General features: G+C 70.7%; 13 protein-coding genes. 5 read left to right on the top strand and 8 right to left on the bottom strand.

Annotated elements, in window-relative coordinates:
• Window positions 1-45: 45 nt before the first annotated feature.
• Window positions 46-1,020, top strand: a complete 975-nt coding sequence (gene lepB / locus ACFYPA_RS07155; protein WP_389130288.1) for a signal peptidase I — start codon at window positions 46-48, stop codon at window positions 1,018-1,020.
• A gap of 721 nt (window positions 1,021-1,741) precedes the next feature.
• Here the strand turns inward: lepB and ACFYPA_RS07150 are convergent.
• The 3 genes from ACFYPA_RS07150 to ACFYPA_RS07140 all read right to left on the bottom strand — a co-directional run bounded on the left by ACFYPA_RS07150 (window position 1,742) and on the right by ACFYPA_RS07140 (window position 4,728).
• Window positions 1,742-2,371, bottom strand: coding sequence for an RNA polymerase sigma factor (locus ACFYPA_RS07150; RefSeq protein WP_359318672.1), 630 nt, complete (start codon window positions 2,369-2,371; stop codon window positions 1,742-1,744).
• Between the two features lie 117 nt (window positions 2,372-2,488).
• Complete coding sequence (locus ACFYPA_RS07145; protein ID WP_359084560.1) at window positions 2,489-2,881, bottom strand: hypothetical protein; 393 nt, start codon at window positions 2,879-2,881, stop codon at window positions 2,489-2,491.
• A gap of 317 nt (window positions 2,882-3,198) precedes the next feature.
• Window positions 3,199-4,728 carry a UDP-N-acetylglucosamine 1-carboxyvinyltransferase gene (locus ACFYPA_RS07140; RefSeq protein ID WP_359084467.1) on the bottom strand — a complete coding sequence of 510 codons (1,530 nt, stop codon included), beginning with the start codon at window positions 4,726-4,728 and terminating at the stop codon, window positions 3,199-3,201.
• Window positions 4,729-4,999: 271 nt separating this feature from the next.
• Here ACFYPA_RS07140 and ACFYPA_RS07135 point away from each other — a divergent pair, with 271 nt between their 5' ends.
• On the top strand, window positions 5,000-5,650 hold the full coding sequence (locus ACFYPA_RS07135) for an MOSC domain-containing protein (protein WP_359084466.1): 651 nt from the start codon (window positions 5,000-5,002) through the stop codon (window positions 5,648-5,650).
• A gap of 198 nt (window positions 5,651-5,848) precedes the next feature.
• The gene (locus tag ACFYPA_RS07130) at window positions 5,849-8,968 is read left to right on the top strand and encodes an ATP-binding protein (RefSeq protein ID WP_389130285.1); all 3,120 of its coding nucleotides are present in this window, start codon (window positions 5,849-5,851) and stop codon (window positions 8,966-8,968) included.
• Here the strand turns inward: ACFYPA_RS07130 and ACFYPA_RS07125 are convergent.
• From ACFYPA_RS07125 to ACFYPA_RS07115, 3 genes are read right to left on the bottom strand one after another with little or no spacing between them, the layout of a single operon-like run.
• The gene (locus ACFYPA_RS07125) at window positions 8,949-9,734 is read right to left on the bottom strand and encodes an ABC transporter permease (RefSeq protein ID WP_359084463.1); all 786 of its coding nucleotides are present in this window, start codon (window positions 9,732-9,734) and stop codon (window positions 8,949-8,951) included. The two genes, ACFYPA_RS07130 and ACFYPA_RS07125, sit on opposite strands and share 20 nt — an antisense overlap.
• The gene (locus ACFYPA_RS07120) at window positions 9,731-10,708 is read right to left on the bottom strand and encodes an ABC transporter ATP-binding protein (protein WP_389130281.1); all 978 of its coding nucleotides are present in this window, start codon (window positions 10,706-10,708) and stop codon (window positions 9,731-9,733) included. Before ACFYPA_RS07120 ends, ACFYPA_RS07125 begins: the two co-directional genes overlap by 4 nt.
• A 37-nt stretch (window positions 10,709-10,745) precedes the next feature.
• Window positions 10,746-11,981, bottom strand: coding sequence for an MFS transporter (locus ACFYPA_RS07115; RefSeq protein WP_389130278.1), 1,236 nt, complete (start codon window positions 11,979-11,981; stop codon window positions 10,746-10,748).
• Window positions 11,982-12,080: 99 nt separating this feature from the next.
• On the opposite strand from ACFYPA_RS07115, the gene ACFYPA_RS07110 reads away from it, so the two are divergent.
• Complete coding sequence (locus ACFYPA_RS07110; RefSeq protein ID WP_389130275.1) at window positions 12,081-13,166, top strand: DUF5937 family protein; 1,086 nt, start codon at window positions 12,081-12,083, stop codon at window positions 13,164-13,166.
• A gap of 330 nt (window positions 13,167-13,496) precedes the next feature.
• Window positions 13,497-16,211 (top strand): aconitate hydratase AcnA, encoded by a 2,715-nt coding sequence (gene acnA, locus ACFYPA_RS07105; RefSeq protein WP_359084458.1) that lies wholly within the window; start codon window positions 13,497-13,499, stop codon window positions 16,209-16,211.
• 83 nt (window positions 16,212-16,294) lie between these two features.
• Here the strand turns inward: acnA and ACFYPA_RS07100 are convergent, their stop codons facing one another.
• Together ACFYPA_RS07100 and ACFYPA_RS07095 are read right to left on the bottom strand one after the other, a co-directional pair.
• Window positions 16,295-17,215 (bottom strand): FG-GAP repeat domain-containing protein, encoded by a 921-nt coding sequence (locus ACFYPA_RS07100; RefSeq protein ID WP_389130272.1) that lies wholly within the window; start codon window positions 17,213-17,215, stop codon window positions 16,295-16,297.
• A gap of 114 nt (window positions 17,216-17,329) precedes the next feature.
• The gene (locus tag ACFYPA_RS07095; RefSeq protein ID WP_359084456.1) at window positions 17,330-18,196 is read right to left on the bottom strand and encodes a VCBS repeat-containing protein; all 867 of its coding nucleotides are present in this window, start codon (window positions 18,194-18,196) and stop codon (window positions 17,330-17,332) included.
• Window positions 18,197-18,302 lie beyond the last annotated feature (106 nt).

Genomic DNA, 18,302 nt, shown 5'->3' with positions numbered 1-18,302 from the left:
CTGCCTCCCTCCCGTCCGGGACCGGGCGATTCCTCCCGCGGGTGGGTGGAGGACCCCGAGTCGGCCTGCTGCAACTCGATGCATTCCGCCGCCGTCGCCGACTTCCCCCTCATCGAGACCGGGGAACGGGACAGCGAGCACCTCATCAACTACCCCACGCAGTACGCGGAGGCGCCGGTCATCAACTTCAACCACTGGCCCGCCACCCCGGGACGCGGAGCCGGGGTCTTCCTCCACGTCAACGGGAGGGGTGCGACGGCGGGTTGTGACTCGGTACCGCGCGCCACGATGGACAGGATCATGGCCTGGATCCAGCCCGGAGCCCACCCGCGCATCGCGATCGGCCGAGGTCCCGGCCTTCACACGGACGGAGAGATGATGAGCGAAACCCAACGCCCGCGCGCCCGGCGCCGATTGCTGATCACGGGGACGGTCCTGGCCGTCTTGGGGGCCCTCACGGCTGCCGGGGCGCTCTGGTCGGTTCTGAGTTCCTACACGGTGGTCACGGCCAGAAGTGCGATGGAACCCACCTATCACGAAGGCGACCGCGTCATGGTGGAGCGGTCCGGCGGCGACGACGTACGACGAGGGGACGTCGTGCTCTACGGCGTGCCGGACCGCTACATGGGGCTGCCGGTCCTGCAGCGCGTCATCGGACTCGGGGGCGACCGCGTCGTCTTCGCCGACGGGACGCTGACCGTCAACGGGTCACCGGCCGACGAGCCCTACGTGAAGGGGGCGGATTCCATGTTCAGTTCGGCACCCTACGACGTGAGGGTGCCGGCCGGGCGGATGTTCCTCCTGGGCGACAACCGTGGGAACTCGAACGACTCGCGGTACTTCCTGAGCGAGGAGTCCGGCACTGTTCCCACGGCCGCCGTACAGGGCCGCGCGCTCAAAAGCGGCGGCGCACCGGTGAAGCTCGGACTGGCCGTGGTGCTCGGCGTACTGGTCACCCTTGGTGGCGGCATCTGCGCTCTTGCCGGCCGGCGGTCCCGCCCGGTGGGTTACGTGCGCTGACCGGCGCCGGGGGTGTGCTCCGCGCTCCTGCCCCGTGAAGGAGAAGCCGTCGGGTGGTCCTTCGCCGGTCCCTGCGCGGGCGTCCGCGCCGACTTCCCGGGCGCCGAAGGAGCAACGCCGTTCTCGACGGAAAACGCGGAACAGTAGGCATCCACCGCGTCGTCTCCGCCCGCGGCCTCCGCCAGCCGCTGGAACGCCGCACCGCGGTGCTTGCCGTTGCCCTTGGCCCACGCGTGGCACAGTGCGGCGCGATTGCCCGGTGCCGGATCGTGCGACGTGGCCGCCCCCGAGGGCATGGGCGATCCCGGGAGCGTGGGCGCCGGTGACGAGGCGGTCCGGTCCGGCTCCCCATCGGCGTCGCCAGGAGTGCGCGGAGCATGTACCCCCGGCCGAGGTCCAGGACTCTCGGCCGGGGCGAGCGGGTTCGGCAGCACACCCGTGCCGGCGGCCAGCGCCACCCCGCCCAGCGTCACGCCCGCGAGGACGCCGCCGAGAGCTGCCCGCAACGAAACCCGCGTGGGAAACCCGCGGCGCACCGGACGCCAGTCGTCGCGCCTCCGGCGCCTGAACCAGGCCGTCCCCGCCCCCGCGCCACCGGCCTCCCGGAAGGCCGCGAGCGCACGCTCGACACCCGCCGCTCCGGCATCGCCTCGCACAGCATCCGCGAGAGCCTCGATCCCAGGTGTGACGAGCGCTGGATCCGTCTCTTCCGCCTTGCGGCTCATGTCTCATCCCTCACGGTGCCCCGCGCCGCATCTGCCGCCCGATCCGGGCCACTGCCCGAAGTCAACTGCTCCGCCAGCCGCTTCAGCCCACGGTAGGCGGCCGTCCGCACTGCGCCGGGCCGTTTGCCCAGCACCCTGGCCGCGGCAGGCCCGTCCAGGCCCACCACCACCCGCAGGAGAACAGCCTCCGCCTGGTCCGGCGGGAGCTCGCGGATCTGTCCCAGCGCCCACCGCGTCGACATCGACTCCAGCACCGCGTCGACCGTGTCGGCCCGCCCGGGCAGTGCCAGGACATCCTGCTCGATCAGGGCCGCCCGGGGCCTGCGCTGCTTCTTGCGGAGGTGGTCCAGCGCCCGGTGGCGCGCGATAGTCGCCGTCCAGCCACGGAATCCCGGGCCATCACCGCGGAAGCGCCCCACATCCCTGGCGATCTCCAGCCAGGCATCCGACGCGACGTCCTCCGCGTCGTCCCCGACGAGCCCACGCACGTATCCGAGGAGCCCTGGATGCACCAGCCGGTACGCCGTTGCGAACCCGTCCTCATCCCCCTGCTGAGCAAGTAATACAGCCCTCCCGAGCTCCACGTCGTACGCCTGCTCACGACGCCGGTCCCCGCCCCTGCCCACACGTGCCTCTTCGATCGTCCAGCATGCTGCCCCCTTCCCTCTGCGCCCTGACACACAGAAATGTCACAGCAAACGGAATCACAGCTTCACCGACCGCCCCCGGAACGGAACGTGAGCTCACCGCGCGGCTTTCATCGGTACGCGGCCATGGAGGAGGAAGTACAACTGCTGCACGGACTCCTCCTGGCCGGCCACGAACCGCTTGGCCACCTTCCCGATCGGATTCCACACCCGCCCGTCAGGCATCCGGACACCCACCATCTGACCGAACAGCTCCTGCTGGCCCCGGTCGAAATCCACCCACTGCGCCCCGGCCCTCCGGACGAACACCTCGCCCGCGTACGCCCCGAACCAGAACAGTTCACGTGCCACGTTCCGTTGCTCCGGTCCGGCACGTCGGAGCCCGTCGGTGATGCGGTCCACCACACGCAGGCTCGCCACCGAGTAGTCCAGCGGCAACCGGTTCCGCGCTGTCACCCGCCGTACGAACTCAGCAACCCCCACGCGCATCTCACTGGCTGACAAGAGACGTTTCTGTTCCCCACCCGCACCCACCGAAGCCCCCAGCCGTCATCTCCGGGAGCCTCATGCGGACGCCCGGTGAGGACCCCTTGCGGTTCCTCTCCCAACCAAGCGAAGGCGTGCCCTTAAACGTCACTGCGAGACCGGTACCCGCTTGGACGGCACCTGCGGTTACCCGGCCGGGAGAGGAGAGCCGTCGCTCCTGGTTCCAAGTCCCGGAAAGTCCCAGAGACACCGTCACACCCCACCTCGCCTCGCATTCGCGCAGGTCAGGAGGGGTGTGACGATGCCATGAGTACAGGCTTTCAGATGTCCCGGAAGATCTCGATCTGCGCCCCCACCGAGTTCAGCCGCTCCGCCAGCTCCTCGTAACCCCGGTTGATCACATACACGTTGCGCAGTACGGAGGTCCCCTCGGCCGCCATCATCGCGAGCAGTACCACCACCGCCGGCCGCAGTGCCGGAGGGCACATCATCTCGGCCGCGCGCCACCGGGTCGGGCCCTCGACCAGGACGCGGTGCGGGTCCAGGAGCTGGAGGCGGCCGCCGAGGCGGTTGAGGTCGGTGAGGTAGATCGCGCGGTTGTCGTAGACCCAGTCGTGGATGAGGGTCTGGCCGTGGGCCGAGGCGGCGATGGCCGCGAAGAACGGGACGTTGTCGATGTTGAGGCCCGGGAACGGCATCGGGTGGATCTTGTCGATGGGCGCCTCCAGTTTGGAGGGCCGGACCGTCAGGTCGACCAGGCGGGTGCGCCCGTTGTCGGCGGCGTACTCCGCCGTGCGGGCGCAGTCGACGCCCATCTCCTCCAGGACGGCGAGCTCGATCTCCAGGAACTCGATCGGCACCCGGCGGATCGTCAGTTCCGACTCCGTCACGACGGCGGCGGCCAGCAGGCTCATCGCCTCGACCGGGTCCTCGGAGGGGGAGTAGTCGACGTCCACGTCGATGTTCGGCACACCGTGCACGGTCAGCGTCGTCGTGCCGACGCCGTCCACCCGTACGCCCAGCGCCTCCAGGAAGAAGCAGAGGTCCTGGACCATGTAGTTGGAGGACGCGTTGCGGATGACGGTGGTGCCGTCGTGCCGGGCGGCCGCCAGCAGCGCGTTCTCGGTGACGGTGTCGCCGCGCTCGGTCAGCACGATGGGGCGCCCGGGGGTGACGGCGTGGTCGACCTGGGCGTGGTAGATGCCCTCGGTCGCGGCGATCTCCAGACCGAAGCGGCGCAGCGCGATCATGTGCGGCTCGATGGTCCGCGTACCGAGGTCGCAGCCGCCCGCGTACGGCAGCTTGAACCGGTCCATGCGGTGCAGCAGCGGGCCGAGGAACATGATGATCGACCGGGTCCGGCGGGCGGCGTCCGCGTCGATGGCGTCCATGTCGAGCCGGGCCGGCGGGACGATCTCCAGATCGGTGCCGTCGTTGATCCACCGGGTGCGCACCCCGATGGAGTTCAGCACCTCCAGGAGGCGGTAGACCTCCTCGATCCTGGCCACCCGGCGCAGCACCGTGCGGCCCTTGTTGAGCAGGGAGGCGCAGAGCAGCGCCACGCACGCGTTCTTGCTCGTCTTGACGTCGATGGACCCGGAGAGCCGGCGCCCGCCGACCACCCGCAGGTGCATGGGTCCGGCGTAGCCGAGCGAGACGATTTCGCTGTCGAGTGCTTCACCGATGCGGGCGATCATCTCAAGGCTGATGTTTTGGTTGCCGCGCTCGATGCGGTTCACGGCGCTCTGGCTGGTCGCGAGCGCCTCGGCGAGCTGGCTCTGTGTCCAGCCCCGGTGCTGACGGGCGTCACGGATGAGCTTGCCGATACGTACGAGGTAGTCATCTGACATATCGAAAGGCTATCTCAGATATGAGATGGGACTGATGTCGGGGTGTGGTGTTCGAGTGACGGCTGGGTGCGGAGTCGCGGGAGGGGGCGCGGCTCGGACGGGTCGCGCTGTCCACCTCCAAGATCCTCCCCTGGCGCCGGTTCGGCACCTGGGGCGCGTCCGCGGCACCGGCGCGAGGTGCGAGTGCTCCGTCCGCCTCCGTCCACGGAACTTCTCGGTGCGCCCCGGAAACCCGTCGACCGCGCGCGCCGCGGGTCGTATCGTCCCCGCCATGAAGGTGCTCTCCGTCAATATCGGCCGCCCCCGCCCCAACCCATGGAAGGGGCTGCGTGAGACCGGGATCGACAAGTGTCCCGTCGACGGCCCGGTCGCCGTCGCCGCCCCCGGCCCCAAGGGCACCGGTGCGGTCGGCCTCGCCGGTGACCGGGTCTACGACGTGCAGCACCACGGCGGCTGCGACCAGGCCGTCTACGCCTACGCCCGCGAGGATCTCGACGGCTGGGAGGCCGAGCTCGGCAGGCCCTTCGCGCACGGCGCCTTCGGGGAGAACCTCACCACCCTGGGACTGGACGTCAATGGCGCACTGATCGGCGAGCGTTGGCGGATCGGGCCGGATGTGGTCCTGGAGGTGTCGTGCCCGCGGATCCCGTGCGTGACGTTCCAGGGGTGGCTGGGACGTGACGGCTGGCTCGAACGGTTCACGCGGGCCGCCCGGCCCGGTGCGTATCTTCGCGTGATCGCGCCCGGCGACATCGGGGCCGCCGATCCGGTCGAGATCGTGCACCGCCCCGATCACGAGGTCACCGTCGCGCTCGCTTTCCGCGCCATGACCCTGGAGGCGGATCTGCTGCCGCGGCTGCTGGCCGCCGACGCGCTGCCGGCGGAGAGCAAGGACATGGTCCGGCGTCGGACTTCCGCGTAGGGAGCGTCTTCGCCGCCACTGTCACGGACGTCTTTGCCGCCACTGTCACGGAGGAGGGCCGTACCGTCGGGGCGGCGGCACCCCCGGGGGGCGGGCGGCGGGTGTGCCGGGAGGAGCGCACGTCGCGAAGGTACGCCCCCGCGGCGGGAGTTCATCCTGCGGGGCGTCCCGGAGCCGGGCCTTGGCTAACCTGCACGGGTGACCACCGACCTGACCCTGCTGCCGCGTGTCGCCTATCGCGGACAGGAGCTCACCGCACCCCGGCTCCGCGGTCTTCTCGCGCTGCTCGCGGACGACCTGCGCACGGGCAGCAGCAGCGAGCGGCTCGTGGAGGGGCTGTGGCCGGACGCGTTGCCGGAGCGGCCGGGAAAGGCGTTGCAGGTTCTCGTGTCCCGGGCGAGGTCGCTGCTGGGCGCCGACGTCATCGCCAGTACCCCGACCGGATACCGGCTCGCCCTCGCCGAGGACCAGGTCGACACCTCCGCCCTGCTGCTGCACGCCGCCGCGAGCACGGAGCGGGCCGGAGCGGGTGACCACGCGGGATCGCTCGCCGCGGCCGAAGCCGGGCTCGCCCTGTGGGAGGGCACGCCCGACGGTGCGGGCGCCGCCGCCGACCCCGTGGCCGCGTTGCGCGCCTCGCGGGCCCCGGTACGCGGCACGCTCGAACGTGCTCAGGCGCTCGCGCTCGCCCGCCTCGGGCGGCACGCGGAGGCGGCCCGGCCGCTGGCCGCTGCGGCCGCCGCGCACCCGCGCGACGAGGAGGTGCTCGCCGAGTTGCTGCGCGGCGAGGCGGCGACCGCGGGCCCGTCGGCCGCGCTGACGCGGTACGAGGCGTACCGGAGCGGGCTGCGCGACGAACTCGGCACGGACCCGGGCGCAGGCCTCAAGGCCGTACAGCACGAACTGCTGCGCGGCGAGGCGCCCGCGGTCAGGCACGGGGTACCGCACGAACCGAACAGGCTCCTCGGCCGGGACGAGGACATCGCGGCGGTGCTGCACCTGCTGCGCACCTCCCGCGCCGTCACCGTGGTCGGCCCCGGCGGCCTCGGCAAGACCCGGCTCTCGCACGCGGTCAGCCGCCGGGCCGAACAGCGCGTGGTGTACTTCGTGCCGCTCGCCGGCGTCACCACGGACGCGGACGTGGCCGCGGAGGTGGCCTCCGCGCTGGGCGCCGGCGCCATGAGCGGTCCGGCCGCTGCCGACCCGGTGCCGGGAATCCTCGGCGCGCTCGGCTCCGGCCCCGCGCTCCTGGTCCTCGACAACTGCGAGCAGGTGGTGCGGGGCGCCGCCGATCTCGTACGCGCCCTGCTCTCGTCCTCGAAGGGCCTGCGGGTGCTCGCCACCAGCCGTGCCCCGCTCGGCCTCACCTCGGAGTCGGTGTACGCGCTGCCGGAACTGGGCCCCGACACCTCGGTCGAGCTGTTCACGCAGCGGGCCAGGGCCGCCCGGCCGGGGGTGGAGATGCCGCCGGACGTGGTGGCCGAACTGTGCCGCAGCCTCGAAGGACTGCCCCTCGCGGTGGAACTGGCGGCCGCGCGGGTGCGGGTGCTCTCGGTGCCGGAGATCGCCCGCCGGCTCGGAGACAGGTTCGCGCTCCTTCGCGGCGGAGCCCGCGACACCCCCGAGCGCCACCGCACCCTGCACGCAGTCGTCGACTGGAGCTGGAACCTCCTCGCAGAGGACGCCCGGGCCGCGCTGCGCACCTTGTCCGTCTTTCCCGGCGGCTTCTCCGGAGAAGCCGCGGAGCACGTCCTCGGCGACGACGCGCTGTTCCTGCTGGAGCAACTGACCGACCAGTCGCTGCTCACCGTTGCCGACACCCCGGCCGGCGTGCGGTTCCGGATGCTGGAGACCGTACGGGAGTTCAGCGCCGCCCGGTGCGCGGAGGCGGGCGAGGAGGAGGCGGCCACGGGCCGTTTCCTCAGCTGGGCGAGAGACTTCGGGGTCACGCACCACGACTGGTTCTTCGGCTCGGAACCACGGGCCGCCTGGGAGTGCGTCAGGCCCGAGCAGGACAACCTCGTACTCGCCCTGCGGTGTGCACGGGCACGCGAGGACGCCCCCGCCCTCGCCGCCCTCACCGCGGTCCTCGCCGCCCTGTGGGCCACCGACTCCGGCTTTCCCCGGCTCGCGGCCCTTGCCGCGGACACGGGGCCGCCCCTGTCGCACTACCGCCCCGACCCCGCGTACGTCGAAGTCGCCCGTGCCGCCGCGGTGATGTGCACGGCGGGCCTCTTCATGGCATACGGCCCGGTCGCCGTCCGCCAGCTCGTCACCCTCCGGCGGCTGCCCGCGGCCCCGCCGGACACGCTCCTCCGCGCCATCGGGACGGTGCTGAGCGCGATCCCCGAGATGCTGCCTCCCGACCACGACGTGCTGCGAAGGCTCTGCGACAGCGAGCAGCCGCTGGTCGCCGGCGTCGCCGAGTCCATCGCCACGTATGTATGGGAGTACGAGCACGACATCGACCGCGCGCTCGCCGCGGCCCGCCGGATACTCACCGAACTGGCCCCGGTCGGGAATCCGTCCATGCAGCTCATGGGGCACTCCCGGCTCAGCGAGCTGTGCCTGCGTACGGGGCGGGGCGAAGAGGCGTACGAACACCTCAGGGCGACCTTGGAGGTGGTGCCGCGGCTCGGTGACGGGCACGACTATCTCTTCATCCGTACGAGCCTCGTCCTCGCCTGCCTGCAGCGCGGCGATCCCGAGGAGGCCGAGTACTGGCTGCGACAGGCGGAACGCGACAACTCCCCGCAGCAGAAGTCCTTCTACCGGCCCGACCTCGCCGGGCGGGCCGAGATCGCGCTCGCCCGCGGACTGACGGAGGTCGGACTCGGCCTGTGGCGTGGCGCCGTGGAGTGGATGCCCGTGGCCGGACCCCTGCGGGGCGACGAACTCTGGCTCGACCCGTCGGCCCTGCACATCCTGTCGGCGGCGGTGTCGGCGCACGCGCACGCGGACCGGCTCGAACTGGTCGCTCAGCCGCTCGCCCGGCTGCGGAAGGGGCTGCGCACCCTGCTCTCCGGCCCGCCCGGCTCGCCCTGGCAGCTCCCGGTCTTCGGGACGGTGCTGCACGCCCTCGGTCTGGCCCAGCTCGCCTCCGGCGACGACGACGGCGCTGCTGTACGGATGCTCGCACTGGCCGAACGGCTGCGGGCGATGCGTGACTTCCAGCCGACGATGTCGGCGGACCGTGCCCGGCGGGCGGCGGAGAACGCCGACCGGGCGGCGTACGCCGACGCGGTGTCGGAGTATGCCGCCCTGGAACGTGACGAGCTGCGGGAGGCAGCCCGCGTGCTCACTTCGGGTCGCGGTTGAACTGCGCCATCGACCAGCGGTAGCCCAGCGCGCTCAGTGCGACGCACCAGGCGACCGCGATCCACCAGTCGTTGCCGATCGGGGTGCCGAGCAGCAGGCCGCGCAGGGTCTCGATGGCGGGGGTGAAGGGCTGGTACTCGGCGATCGGCTGGAACCAGCCGGGCATGGTGTCGGCGGGGATGAAGGCGCTGGAGATGAGCGGGAGAAGGATCAGCGGCATGGCCATGTTGCCGGCCGCCTCCGCGTTCGGGCTTGCCATGCCCATCCCGACCGCGATCCAGGTGAGAGCCGTGGCGAACAGCGCGAGCAGCCCGAACGCCGCGAGCCACTCCAGGGCGGTCGCGTCCGTGGACCGGAAACCGATGGCCACGGCGACCGCCCCGACGAGGATCAGGCTGGCGAGCACCTGCAGCACGCTGCCGACGACGTGCCCGACGATCACCGAGCCGCGGTAGACCGCCATGGTGCGGAAGCGCGCGATGAGTCCCTCGGACATATCGGTGGAGACGGAGACCGCGGCCCCGATCACGGTGCTTCCGATGGTCATCATCAAGATGCCCGGGACGATGTAGGCGATGTAGTCGGAGCGGTCCGCGCCGCCGATCCCGGCGCTCATGACGTCGCCGAAGATGTAGACGAAGAGCAGCAGCAGCATGATCGGTGTGAGGAGCAGGTTCAGGGTCATGGACGGGTAGCGCCGGGCGTGCAGGAGGTTGCGGCGCAGCATCGTGGACGAGTCGCGGACGGCGAGGGGGAGGGCACTCATCGGACTGTCTCCTCGGTCTTGTCGGTCTGGCTGGGCACGGTGGAGCTGGTCAGGGCGAAGAACACGTCGTCGAGGTCGGGTGTGTGGACGGTCAGCTCGTCGGCCTCGACGCCGGCGGCGTCCAGCCAGTCGAGAACGGCGCGCAGCTCGCGCTGACTGCCGTCGCTGGGGATCTGCAGGGACAGTGCCTCGTCGTCCCGGGTCGCGTCGCGCAGCGCGACGGCGGCTGTCCGGTACGCGTCCGGGGCGGTGAACCGCAGTCGCACGTGTCCGCCGGGGACGAGCCGCTTCAGCTCCTCGGCGCTTCCCTCGGCGGCGATCCTTCCGTCGTTCAGGACCGCGATGCGGTCGGCGAGTTCGTCGGCCTCGTCCAGGTACTGGGTGGTGAGGAAGACGGTGGCGCCGTCGGCGACGAGCTCGCGGATCATCTGCCACATGTTGTGCCGCGAGCGGGGGTCGAGGCCGGTGGTCGGCTCGTCGAGGAAGATGATCCGGGGGTTGCCGACCAGCGTCATGGCGAGGTCGAGGCGGCGCTTCATCCCACCGGAGTAGCTGGAGACGGGCTTCTTCGCGGCCTCCACCAGGTCGAACCGTTCGAGGAGTCCGGCGGCGATCCGACGCCCGTCGCCCTTGGCCAGGTGATGCAGGTCGGCCATGAGGAGCATGTTCTCCTCGCCGGTGATCAGGCCGTCGACGGCGGAGAACTGTCCGGTGACACCGATCGCGGCGCGCACGGCCTGCGGGTCGGCGGTCAGGTCGTGGCCGCCGACGTGCAGCTCGCCGGCGTCGGCTGTGGTCAAGGTGGAGAGGATCTTCACGGCGGTGGTCTTGCCGGCGCCGTTCGGGCCGAGCAGCGCGAAGACCGTACCGGCCGGCACCGCGAGGTCGACGCGGTCGAGGACCGTCTTGTCGCCGTAGGCCTTGCGTAGTCCCTTGGCCGAGATGGCGAGAGAGCGCGAAGTCGTTGTCGTCATGCCGAGGAGGTTGCGGCAGGGCACATTCACCGCGGTTTCACGACGGTTTCAGCGTTCTGAAACCGCTGAGCCCGGTTTCTTGATCCTTCTCGGTGGCAACGGCGCCGGCGGACAGCAGCGTCGCACCGGCGAGGCTGCCCCAGAGGGCGGCCGAGCCGGTGGAGGCGAGAGCGGTGATGATCGCCGGGGAGACGGCGAGGCCGAAGCCCGTGGAGAGCTGGAAGCGGGCGAGGGCGCGCCCCAGGGCATGGGCCGGGGCGAGGGCGGTGACGAGCGCGGTGGCGCTGCCGGCGTAGACGATCTCGCCGATGGTGCAGACCACGGACACCGCGGCGACGGCCGGGGCACTCCAGCCGTGTCCCAGTGAGGTGGCCGCGAGGAAGCCGAGGTAGGAGGCGGTGAGCACCACGCCGGCAAGAGCCAGTACGGCCCGCCGGGAGAAGCGGGCCATCAGGACGGTGACCGGAACCTGCAGGGTGACCACCAGCACCGTGTTGGCCACGAAGATGGCTGCCGCCCATACCGGGGATGCGTGCAACTGGCTCACCAGGACCAGAGGCAGCGCGATTTCGGGGACGTTGAGGCAGAAGACGTAGACGACGTTGGCGGCCAGCAGCACACGCATCCGAGGTGCGGGCCCGTCAGCCCTGTCCCCGGCCGGCGTGGCGGCTGGATGCGCGTGCAGGTGAACCGACCATGCCAAGGCTGCCGCAGCGAGATAGGCGAGCCCCGTCACGCCTGCCAGTACCTGTAATGCGGTGGTACCGCCCGCCAGGCAGGCGGTGGCGAGGAGCGCGCCCGCGCCCAGCCCGGCGTTGCGCAGGGCGCGGCCTCCCGCGAGAGCGGCGTCGCGTTCCCGGCCGCGGGCGACCGTGGCCACGAGAGCCGCGTGGGCGGCCGGCCATGCCTGGTTGCCGATGCCGAGGAGGAGCGCCGCCGTCGCGAACAGCCGGACGTGCCCCGCAGGGGTGGCCAGCAGGAGCACCACGCCCAGCACGCGCACCAGCATCGACGCCGCCACGACCGTGCTGCGTGCGCCCCGGTCCAGCCATCGGCCGACAGCGGGCATGCACGCCAGACTCGCGACGACACCGACCGTCATGGCGACGCCGGTGGCAGGTGCGGACAGCCTCAGCACCGTCAGCCCGTAGAGAAGCAGAAACGGCCGCAGCATGCCGGTGCCGAGCGCGTCCACGGCCAGGGCGACGGCATAGCGGGGGCCTCCGGAGGCACGGATGAGGGCGCGCGGCCGGATCTTGATCGTGGTTGCCATGGCGTCCACGGTGCGTTCGGCCGCCGGGCCGACCATGCCGGTTGACGGACACCGTCAATCGGCGCGTTCGCCGGCCGCCCGGCCATCGATGATGAGGGGATGACGTTGAGGATCGACATCGGCGGCCTGCCTGCCGGGCGACTGCGGTTCGCCGCCTCCCCGCTGGCCGAACTGACAGCGATGCTGCACGTGCTGGCCGAACCCGCGCATCACCCGCGGTTCGCCGACTGGGCCGGGGGCGTCCGGACCGGGCTGCGGCCGGAACTGGCCGAGCGGCTCGGGGAGGCGGAGTTCCTCTGGCGTTCCTCACGAGCCGACTTCCTGGTCCCCGCTCGTCCCCGGCCGACCCTCGCCGAGGAGTTGGACGATGTGGACCGGATCGACGACGAGACGTATGTGACCGCCGCGCTCATCACCACGTGCGGCAGCAACCGGGTCCACTTCGGCGCACCGTCGCCGCTCTCCGACACGACGGCTCGCGAGCGGGCCCTGGATCTGGCCCAGGCCCGAGGCGCGCTTCAGGAGGCCTTCGCGGAACGGCTGCTCGCGGACCCGGCCGCCGTGCGGGCACGGGTGCGTCACACGCTCGAACAGTGCGCCGAGGCCTTCTTCGACGCCGCCTGGGCGGGCGTCGCCGTTCAACTGGCCACCGACCTGCGCCTGAAGAACGACCTGCTGAAGCGCCAGGGCGCCGGGGCGGCACTCGCGTCGGTCTCCGGCGCCGTCACCCTGGCACCGGACGGCACCCGCATCATCGTGGACAAGCTGCAGGACAACGCGACCGCCGCCAACGGCACCGGGGTCACCTTCCTCCCCAGCGTCTTCGGCCGCCCGCACCTGGTGGTGGTCCACGCGCCCGGGTGGCAGCCGGTGGTGCAGTATCCCGTGGCCGAGGCGAGCCCGGCGGAGCCGGTATCGCTGGAAACGGTCACGCTGCGGTTGGAGGCACTCGCGCATCCGGTGAGGCTGCGGCTGCTGCGCACCCTGGTCCGCGGCCCGCACACCACCGGCGAGCTGGCCCACGCCTGGGAACTCTCGCCCCCGGAGGTCTCCCGCCACCTCGCGGTCCTGCGGCGCGCGGGGCTGCTCACGGCCCGGCGGCAGGGCCGCTACGTCCGTTACGCCGTCAGTCTGCCCGGCCTGACGGCGCTGGGGACCGACCTGCTGGCGGCCCTACTGCGCTGAGTGGCTTCGGTCTGCCTGCGGAGCGGTGTGCGGACCGGTCTGTGGGCGAACAGCCCGTAGGACCGGTTTCGCAGTCCAGCGCCTCGATCGGATGACAGCGGACAAAAGCGATCGGGCATGCCCTGACATGACCCTTCCCCGGTCATGTACTAGAGTTATCTCGACATCGAGATATATGCCGAAGGCGCACAGCGGGCCGCCGCGCAGTAAGGGCTACCTAACTAAGCCTTACCTTAGCGGATGGTCGGGTGGCCGAAGGCGGCACCACGCGGCGCCCGCCGAAGTGAGGCGCGGCGCGGAGTTACGCGCACATTGATGAAGGAGACTGTCGTGTCGGCGAACAGCTTCGACGCCCGCAGCACGCTGCGCGTGGGCGACGAGTCGTACGAGATCTTCAAGCTGGACAAGGTCGAGGGCTCCGCGCGCCTCCCTTACAGCCTGAAGGTGCTGCTGGAGAACCTGCTCCGCACGGAGGACGGCGCGAACATCACCGCCGACCACATCCGGGCGCTCGGCGGCTGGGACTCCCAGGCCCAGCCCAGCCAGGAGATCCAGTTCACGCCGGCTCGCGTGATCATGCAGGACTTCACCGGTGTGCCGTGTGTCGTGGACCTCGCCACCATGCGTGAGGCCGTCAAGGAGCTCGGCGGCGACGCCACGAAGATCAACCCGCTGGCCCCGGCCGAGCTGGTCATCGACCACTCCGTCATCGCCGACAAGTTCGGCACGAAGGAGGCCTTCGGCCAGAACGTCGAGCTGGAGTACGGCCGCAACAAGGAGCGCTACCAGTTCCTGCGCTGGGGCCAGACCGCCTTCGACGAGTTCAAGGTCGTCCCCCCGGGCACCGGCATCGTCCACCAGGTCAACATCGAGCACCTGGCCCGCACGGTCATGGTCCGTAATGGCCAGGCGTACCCCGACACCCTCGTCGGCACCGACTCCCACACCACCATGGTCAACGGCCTCGGTGTGCTGGGCTGGGGCGTCGGCGGCATCGAGGCCGAGGCCGCGATGCTCGGCCAGCCGGTCTCCATGCTCATCCCGCGCGTCGTCGGCTTCAAGCTGACCGGCGAGCTCCCGGCCGGCACCACCGCCACCGACCTCGTGCTGACCATCACCGAGATGCTCCGCAAGCACGGCGTCGTCGGTAAGTTCGTCGAGTTCTACGGTGAGGGCGTCGCCGCCACCTCCCTCGCGAACCGCGCCACCATCGGCAACATGTCGCCGGAGTTCGGCTCCACCGCCGCGATCTTCCCGATCGACGACGAGACGCTGAAGTACCTCCGTCTGACCGGCCGCGACGCCCAGCAGGTCGCGCTCGTCGAGGCGTACGCCAAGGAGCAGGGCCTCTGGCTCGACCCGGCCGCCGAGCCGGACTTCTCCGAGAAGCTGGAGCTCGACCTCTCCACGGTCGTCCCCTCCATCGCCGGCCCGAAGCGCCCGCAGGACCGCATCGTCCTCGCGAACGCCAAGGCGCAGTTCGCCCAGGACGTACGCAACTACGTCACGGACGACGAGGAGGCGGGCAAGGAGTCCTTCCCGGCCTCCGACTCGCCGGCCACCCACAACGGCGTCCCGTCGAACCCGGTCACTGTGACGGCCCCCGACGGCACGTCCTACGAGCTGGACCACGGCGCCGTCACCGTCGCCGCGATCACCTCCTGCACCAACACCTCGAACCCGTACGTCATGGTCGCCGCGGCGCTCGTGGCGAAGAAGGCCGTCGAGAAGGGCCTGACCCGCAAGCCGTGGGTCAAGACCACCCTCGCCCCGGGCTCGAAGGTCGTCACCGACTACTTCGACAAGGCGGGCCTGACCCCGTACCTCGACAAGGTCGGCTTCAACCTCGTCGGCTACGGCTGCACCACCTGCATCGGCAACTCCGGCCCGCTGCCGGAAGAGGTCTCCAAGGCGGTCAACGACCACGACCTGGCCGTGACCTCGGTGCTCTCCGGCAACCGTAACTTCGAGGGCCGGATCAACCCCGACGTCAAGATGAACTACCTGGCGTCCCCGCCGCTGGTCGTCGCGTACGCCATCGCCGGTTCGATGAAGGTCGACATCACCAAGGACGCCCTCGGCGTCGACCAGGACGGCAAGCCCGTCTACCTGCAGGACATCTGGCCCTCCGAGGCCGAGGTGAACGACGTCGTCGCCAACTCCATCGGCGAGGACATGTTCAACAAGTCCTACCAGGACGTCTTCGCGGGCGACGCCCAGTGGCAGGCGCTCTCGATCCCCACCGGCAACACCTTCGAGTGGGACTCCGAGTCCACCTACGTGCGCAAGCCCCCGTACTTCGAGGGCATGACGATGGAGACGACCCCGGTCGAGGACATCACCGGCGCCCGTGTCCTGGCCAAGCTCGGCGACTCGGTCACCACCGACCACATCTCCCCGGCCGGTGCGATCAAGGCCGACACCCCGGCCGGTCAGTACCTCACGGAGCACGGCATCGAGCGCCGTGACTTCAACTCCTACGGCTCGCGCCGTGGTAACCACGAGGTCATGATCCGCGGCACGTTCGCCAACATCCGCCTGCGCAACCAGATCGCGCCGGGCACCGAGGGCGGCTTCACCCGCGACTTCACGCAGGCCGACGCCCCCGTGTCGTTCATCTACGACGCCTCGCAGAACTACCAGGCCGCCGGCACCCCGCTGGTCATCCTGGCGGGCAAGGAGTACGGCTCCGGCTCCTCCCGCGACTGGGCGGCCAAGGGCACCGCGCTCCTGGGCGTCAAGGCCGTCATCGCCGAGTCCTACGAGCGCATCCACCGCTCGAACCTCATCGGCATGGGCGTCCTCCCGCTCCAGTTCCCGGAGGGCCAGACCGCCGAGACCCTCGGCCTCACCGGCGAGGAGACCTTCTCCTTCACCGGCGTGACCGAGCTGAACGACGGCACCACCCCGCGCACGGTGAAGGTCACGACCGACACCGGTGTGGAGTTCGACGGCGTCGTCCGCATCGACACCCCTGGTGAGGCGGACTACTACCGCAACGGCGGCATCCTGCAGTACGTGCTCCGCAGCCTGATCCGCAAGTAGGCATCAGCGGCAGTACGGCGAGAGGGCCGCACCCCCGGCGACGGGGGTGCGGCCCTCTCTCATGCTGCGGGAGAACTACCTGCTCAGAAGAGGAAGCGGTAGCTGTTCCAGCCGCTCGCGCCGATCTTCACGCGCCCGCCGAAGGGGCTCGCGGCCTTGCCGGTGCCCTTGTACAGGTACAGCGCGCCGGTCTTGTCGCGGGCGATGAGGTCGGTCCGGCCGTCCTCGGTGATGTCACCCGTGGAGATCAGCTGGTTGTACGTGTTCCAGCCGGAGCCGATCTTGGTGCGGGCGGTGAAGGGCGCCTTGTAGTTGCCGGTGCCCTTGTAGAGCCACAGGACGCCGGCCGCGTCGCGGGCGACGACGTCGTTCTTGCCGTCGCCGCTCAGGTCACCGTTGCCGGCGATCTGGTTGTAGATGTTCCAGCCGCTGCCGACCTTGTAGCGGCTCGTCAGCTTGCCCGTGCCCGTACCCAGGTAGAGGTAGAGCGCGCCGCTGCTGTCGCGGCCGAGCAGGTCGCCGGCGCCGGCGCCGCCGATGTTGCCGGGCGAGACCAGCTTGTTGTAGATGTTCCAGCCGGTGCCGACCTTGACCGGGGCGGCGGCGTCGAACTTCAGGTACCCGAGGTAGCCGTTGGACTCGCGGAACCAGATGCCGTCCGCGTCACCGCTGCTCTTCGGAACGTTGGCGACCTGCAGGAGGTTGGAGACACCCTGCCAGCCCGTGCCCTTGAGGTCGCGGGCGGTGATCCCGCCCTTGCCGTTCGACCGGTACGCGTACGCGTCGCCACCGGAGGTGAGGCCGTACAGCGCGAAGTCGGGTGCGACAGCAGCGGCTGCGGCGGTCGTCGCGGCCGAAGGCGCGTCGGCTGCGGTGCCGAGCGTCGGCTGCGGGGAATCGGCGGCAACGGCGGACGTGCCGGTGCCGACGAGTGCGGCGGTGAGCGCCGCGGCTGCCACGCGGGCGGCTATTCGTCTGTGCTTACGGCCAGAGGTTTTGGCCACGAAGTACTCCATGGATCTAGATGAAGGGTGGCCCGCCCGTCCCAAGAGGGAGGGCAGGCCACGGGTTTCATCCGAATCGTGTCATGACTTCGGGCAGGAAACCTTCACTTTTGATCAGAAGATGAGACGGTACGTGTTCCAGCCACCGTTGCCGATCTTCACACGGCTCCCGTACGGGGACGCGGCCTTGCCCGTGCCCTCGTAGAGGTACAGCGCACCCGCGGCGTCCCGGCCGACGAGATCGGTCGTGCCGTCGAGGTTGATGTCGCCGGGGGCGAAGACGGTGTTGTACGTGTTCCAGCCGGAGCCGACCTTGGTGCGGGCGGTGAAGGGGGACTTGTAGTCACCGGTGCCCTTGTAGAGCCACAGGACGCCGGCCTTGTCGCGGGCGACGATGTCGTTCTTGCCGTCACCCGTCAGGTCGCCGTTGCCGGCGAGCTGCGTGTACGCGTTCCAGCCGGCGCCGACGGTGTAGCGCTTGGTGACGGTGCCGTCGCCGTAACCCAGGTACAGGTACAGGTGCCCGGAGGCGTCCCGGCCGAGCAGGTCACCGGCCTCGCCGCCGCCGAGGTTGCCCGCGGAGACGAGCTTGTCGTAGATGCCCCAGCCGTGGCCGACGTTCTTGAGGTCGGAGTTGTCCTCGGCGCCGTAGTAAAGGACACCCGCCGTGTTGGTCTGCCAGCGGCCGTCGGCGAGATTGTCCGCGTTGCCGTCCACACGGCCGACGAACTTGATGTCCTTCGCGCCGGCGCCGAGCCAGTCCGCGCCGATCGGGGTGCGGGCCTCCAGGCCGCCCTCCCCGTTCGGGGTGTAGGTGTACGCGGCGCCCGCACTGTCCAGGGCGGCGATGCCGTACATGGGCGCGTCGCCCACGTCCGCCGCGAAGGCCGAGGCGCCGGTGCCGACGAGGGCCGCGGTTATCGCGGCGGCGGCGAGGCGGGTGGCTGCCCGTCCGGGCAGACGGCCGGAGATCTTGGCCACGTGTGTTCTCCATGGGTGGTGGGTCGAGGCGTGACGCGCCGCGGGATACGGGGACACGCCACGGAATTGAGGGTGATCCTTTCACGAGTCCCTCACGGCTCCAAGG

Source organism: Streptomyces sp. NPDC005775 (assembly GCF_042871565.1).
Lineage (GTDB): Bacteria > Actinomycetota > Actinomycetes > Streptomycetales > Streptomycetaceae > Streptomyces.
The sequence above is the reverse complement of the archived record's forward strand: the minus strand, read 5'-3'. Positions and strand labels throughout refer to the sequence as shown.

Excerpts from the sequence above, each read along its gene's own strand:
- ACFYPA_RS07145 (WP_359084560.1), bottom strand. The coding sequence starts at position 2,881 with ATGCGCGTGGGGGTTGCTGAGTTCGTACGGCGGGTGACAGCGCGGAAC.
- ACFYPA_RS07140 (WP_359084467.1), bottom strand. The coding sequence starts at position 4,728 with ATGTCAGATGACTACCTCGTACGTATCGGCAAGCTCATCCGTGACGCC.
- ACFYPA_RS07135 (WP_359084466.1), top strand. The coding sequence starts at position 5,000 with ATGAAGGTGCTCTCCGTCAATATCGGCCGCCCCCGCCCCAACCCATGG.
- ACFYPA_RS07125 (WP_359084463.1), bottom strand. The coding sequence starts at position 9,734 with ATGAGTGCCCTCCCCCTCGCCGTCCGCGACTCGTCCACGATGCTGCGC.
- ACFYPA_RS07120 (WP_389130281.1), bottom strand. The coding sequence starts at position 10,708 with ATGACGACAACGACTTCGCGCTCTCTCGCCATCTCGGCCAAGGGACTA.
- ACFYPA_RS07115 (WP_389130278.1), bottom strand. The coding sequence starts at position 11,981 with ATGGCAACCACGATCAAGATCCGGCCGCGCGCCCTCATCCGTGCCTCC.
- ACFYPA_RS07110 (WP_389130275.1), top strand. The coding sequence starts at position 12,081 with ATGACGTTGAGGATCGACATCGGCGGCCTGCCTGCCGGGCGACTGCGG.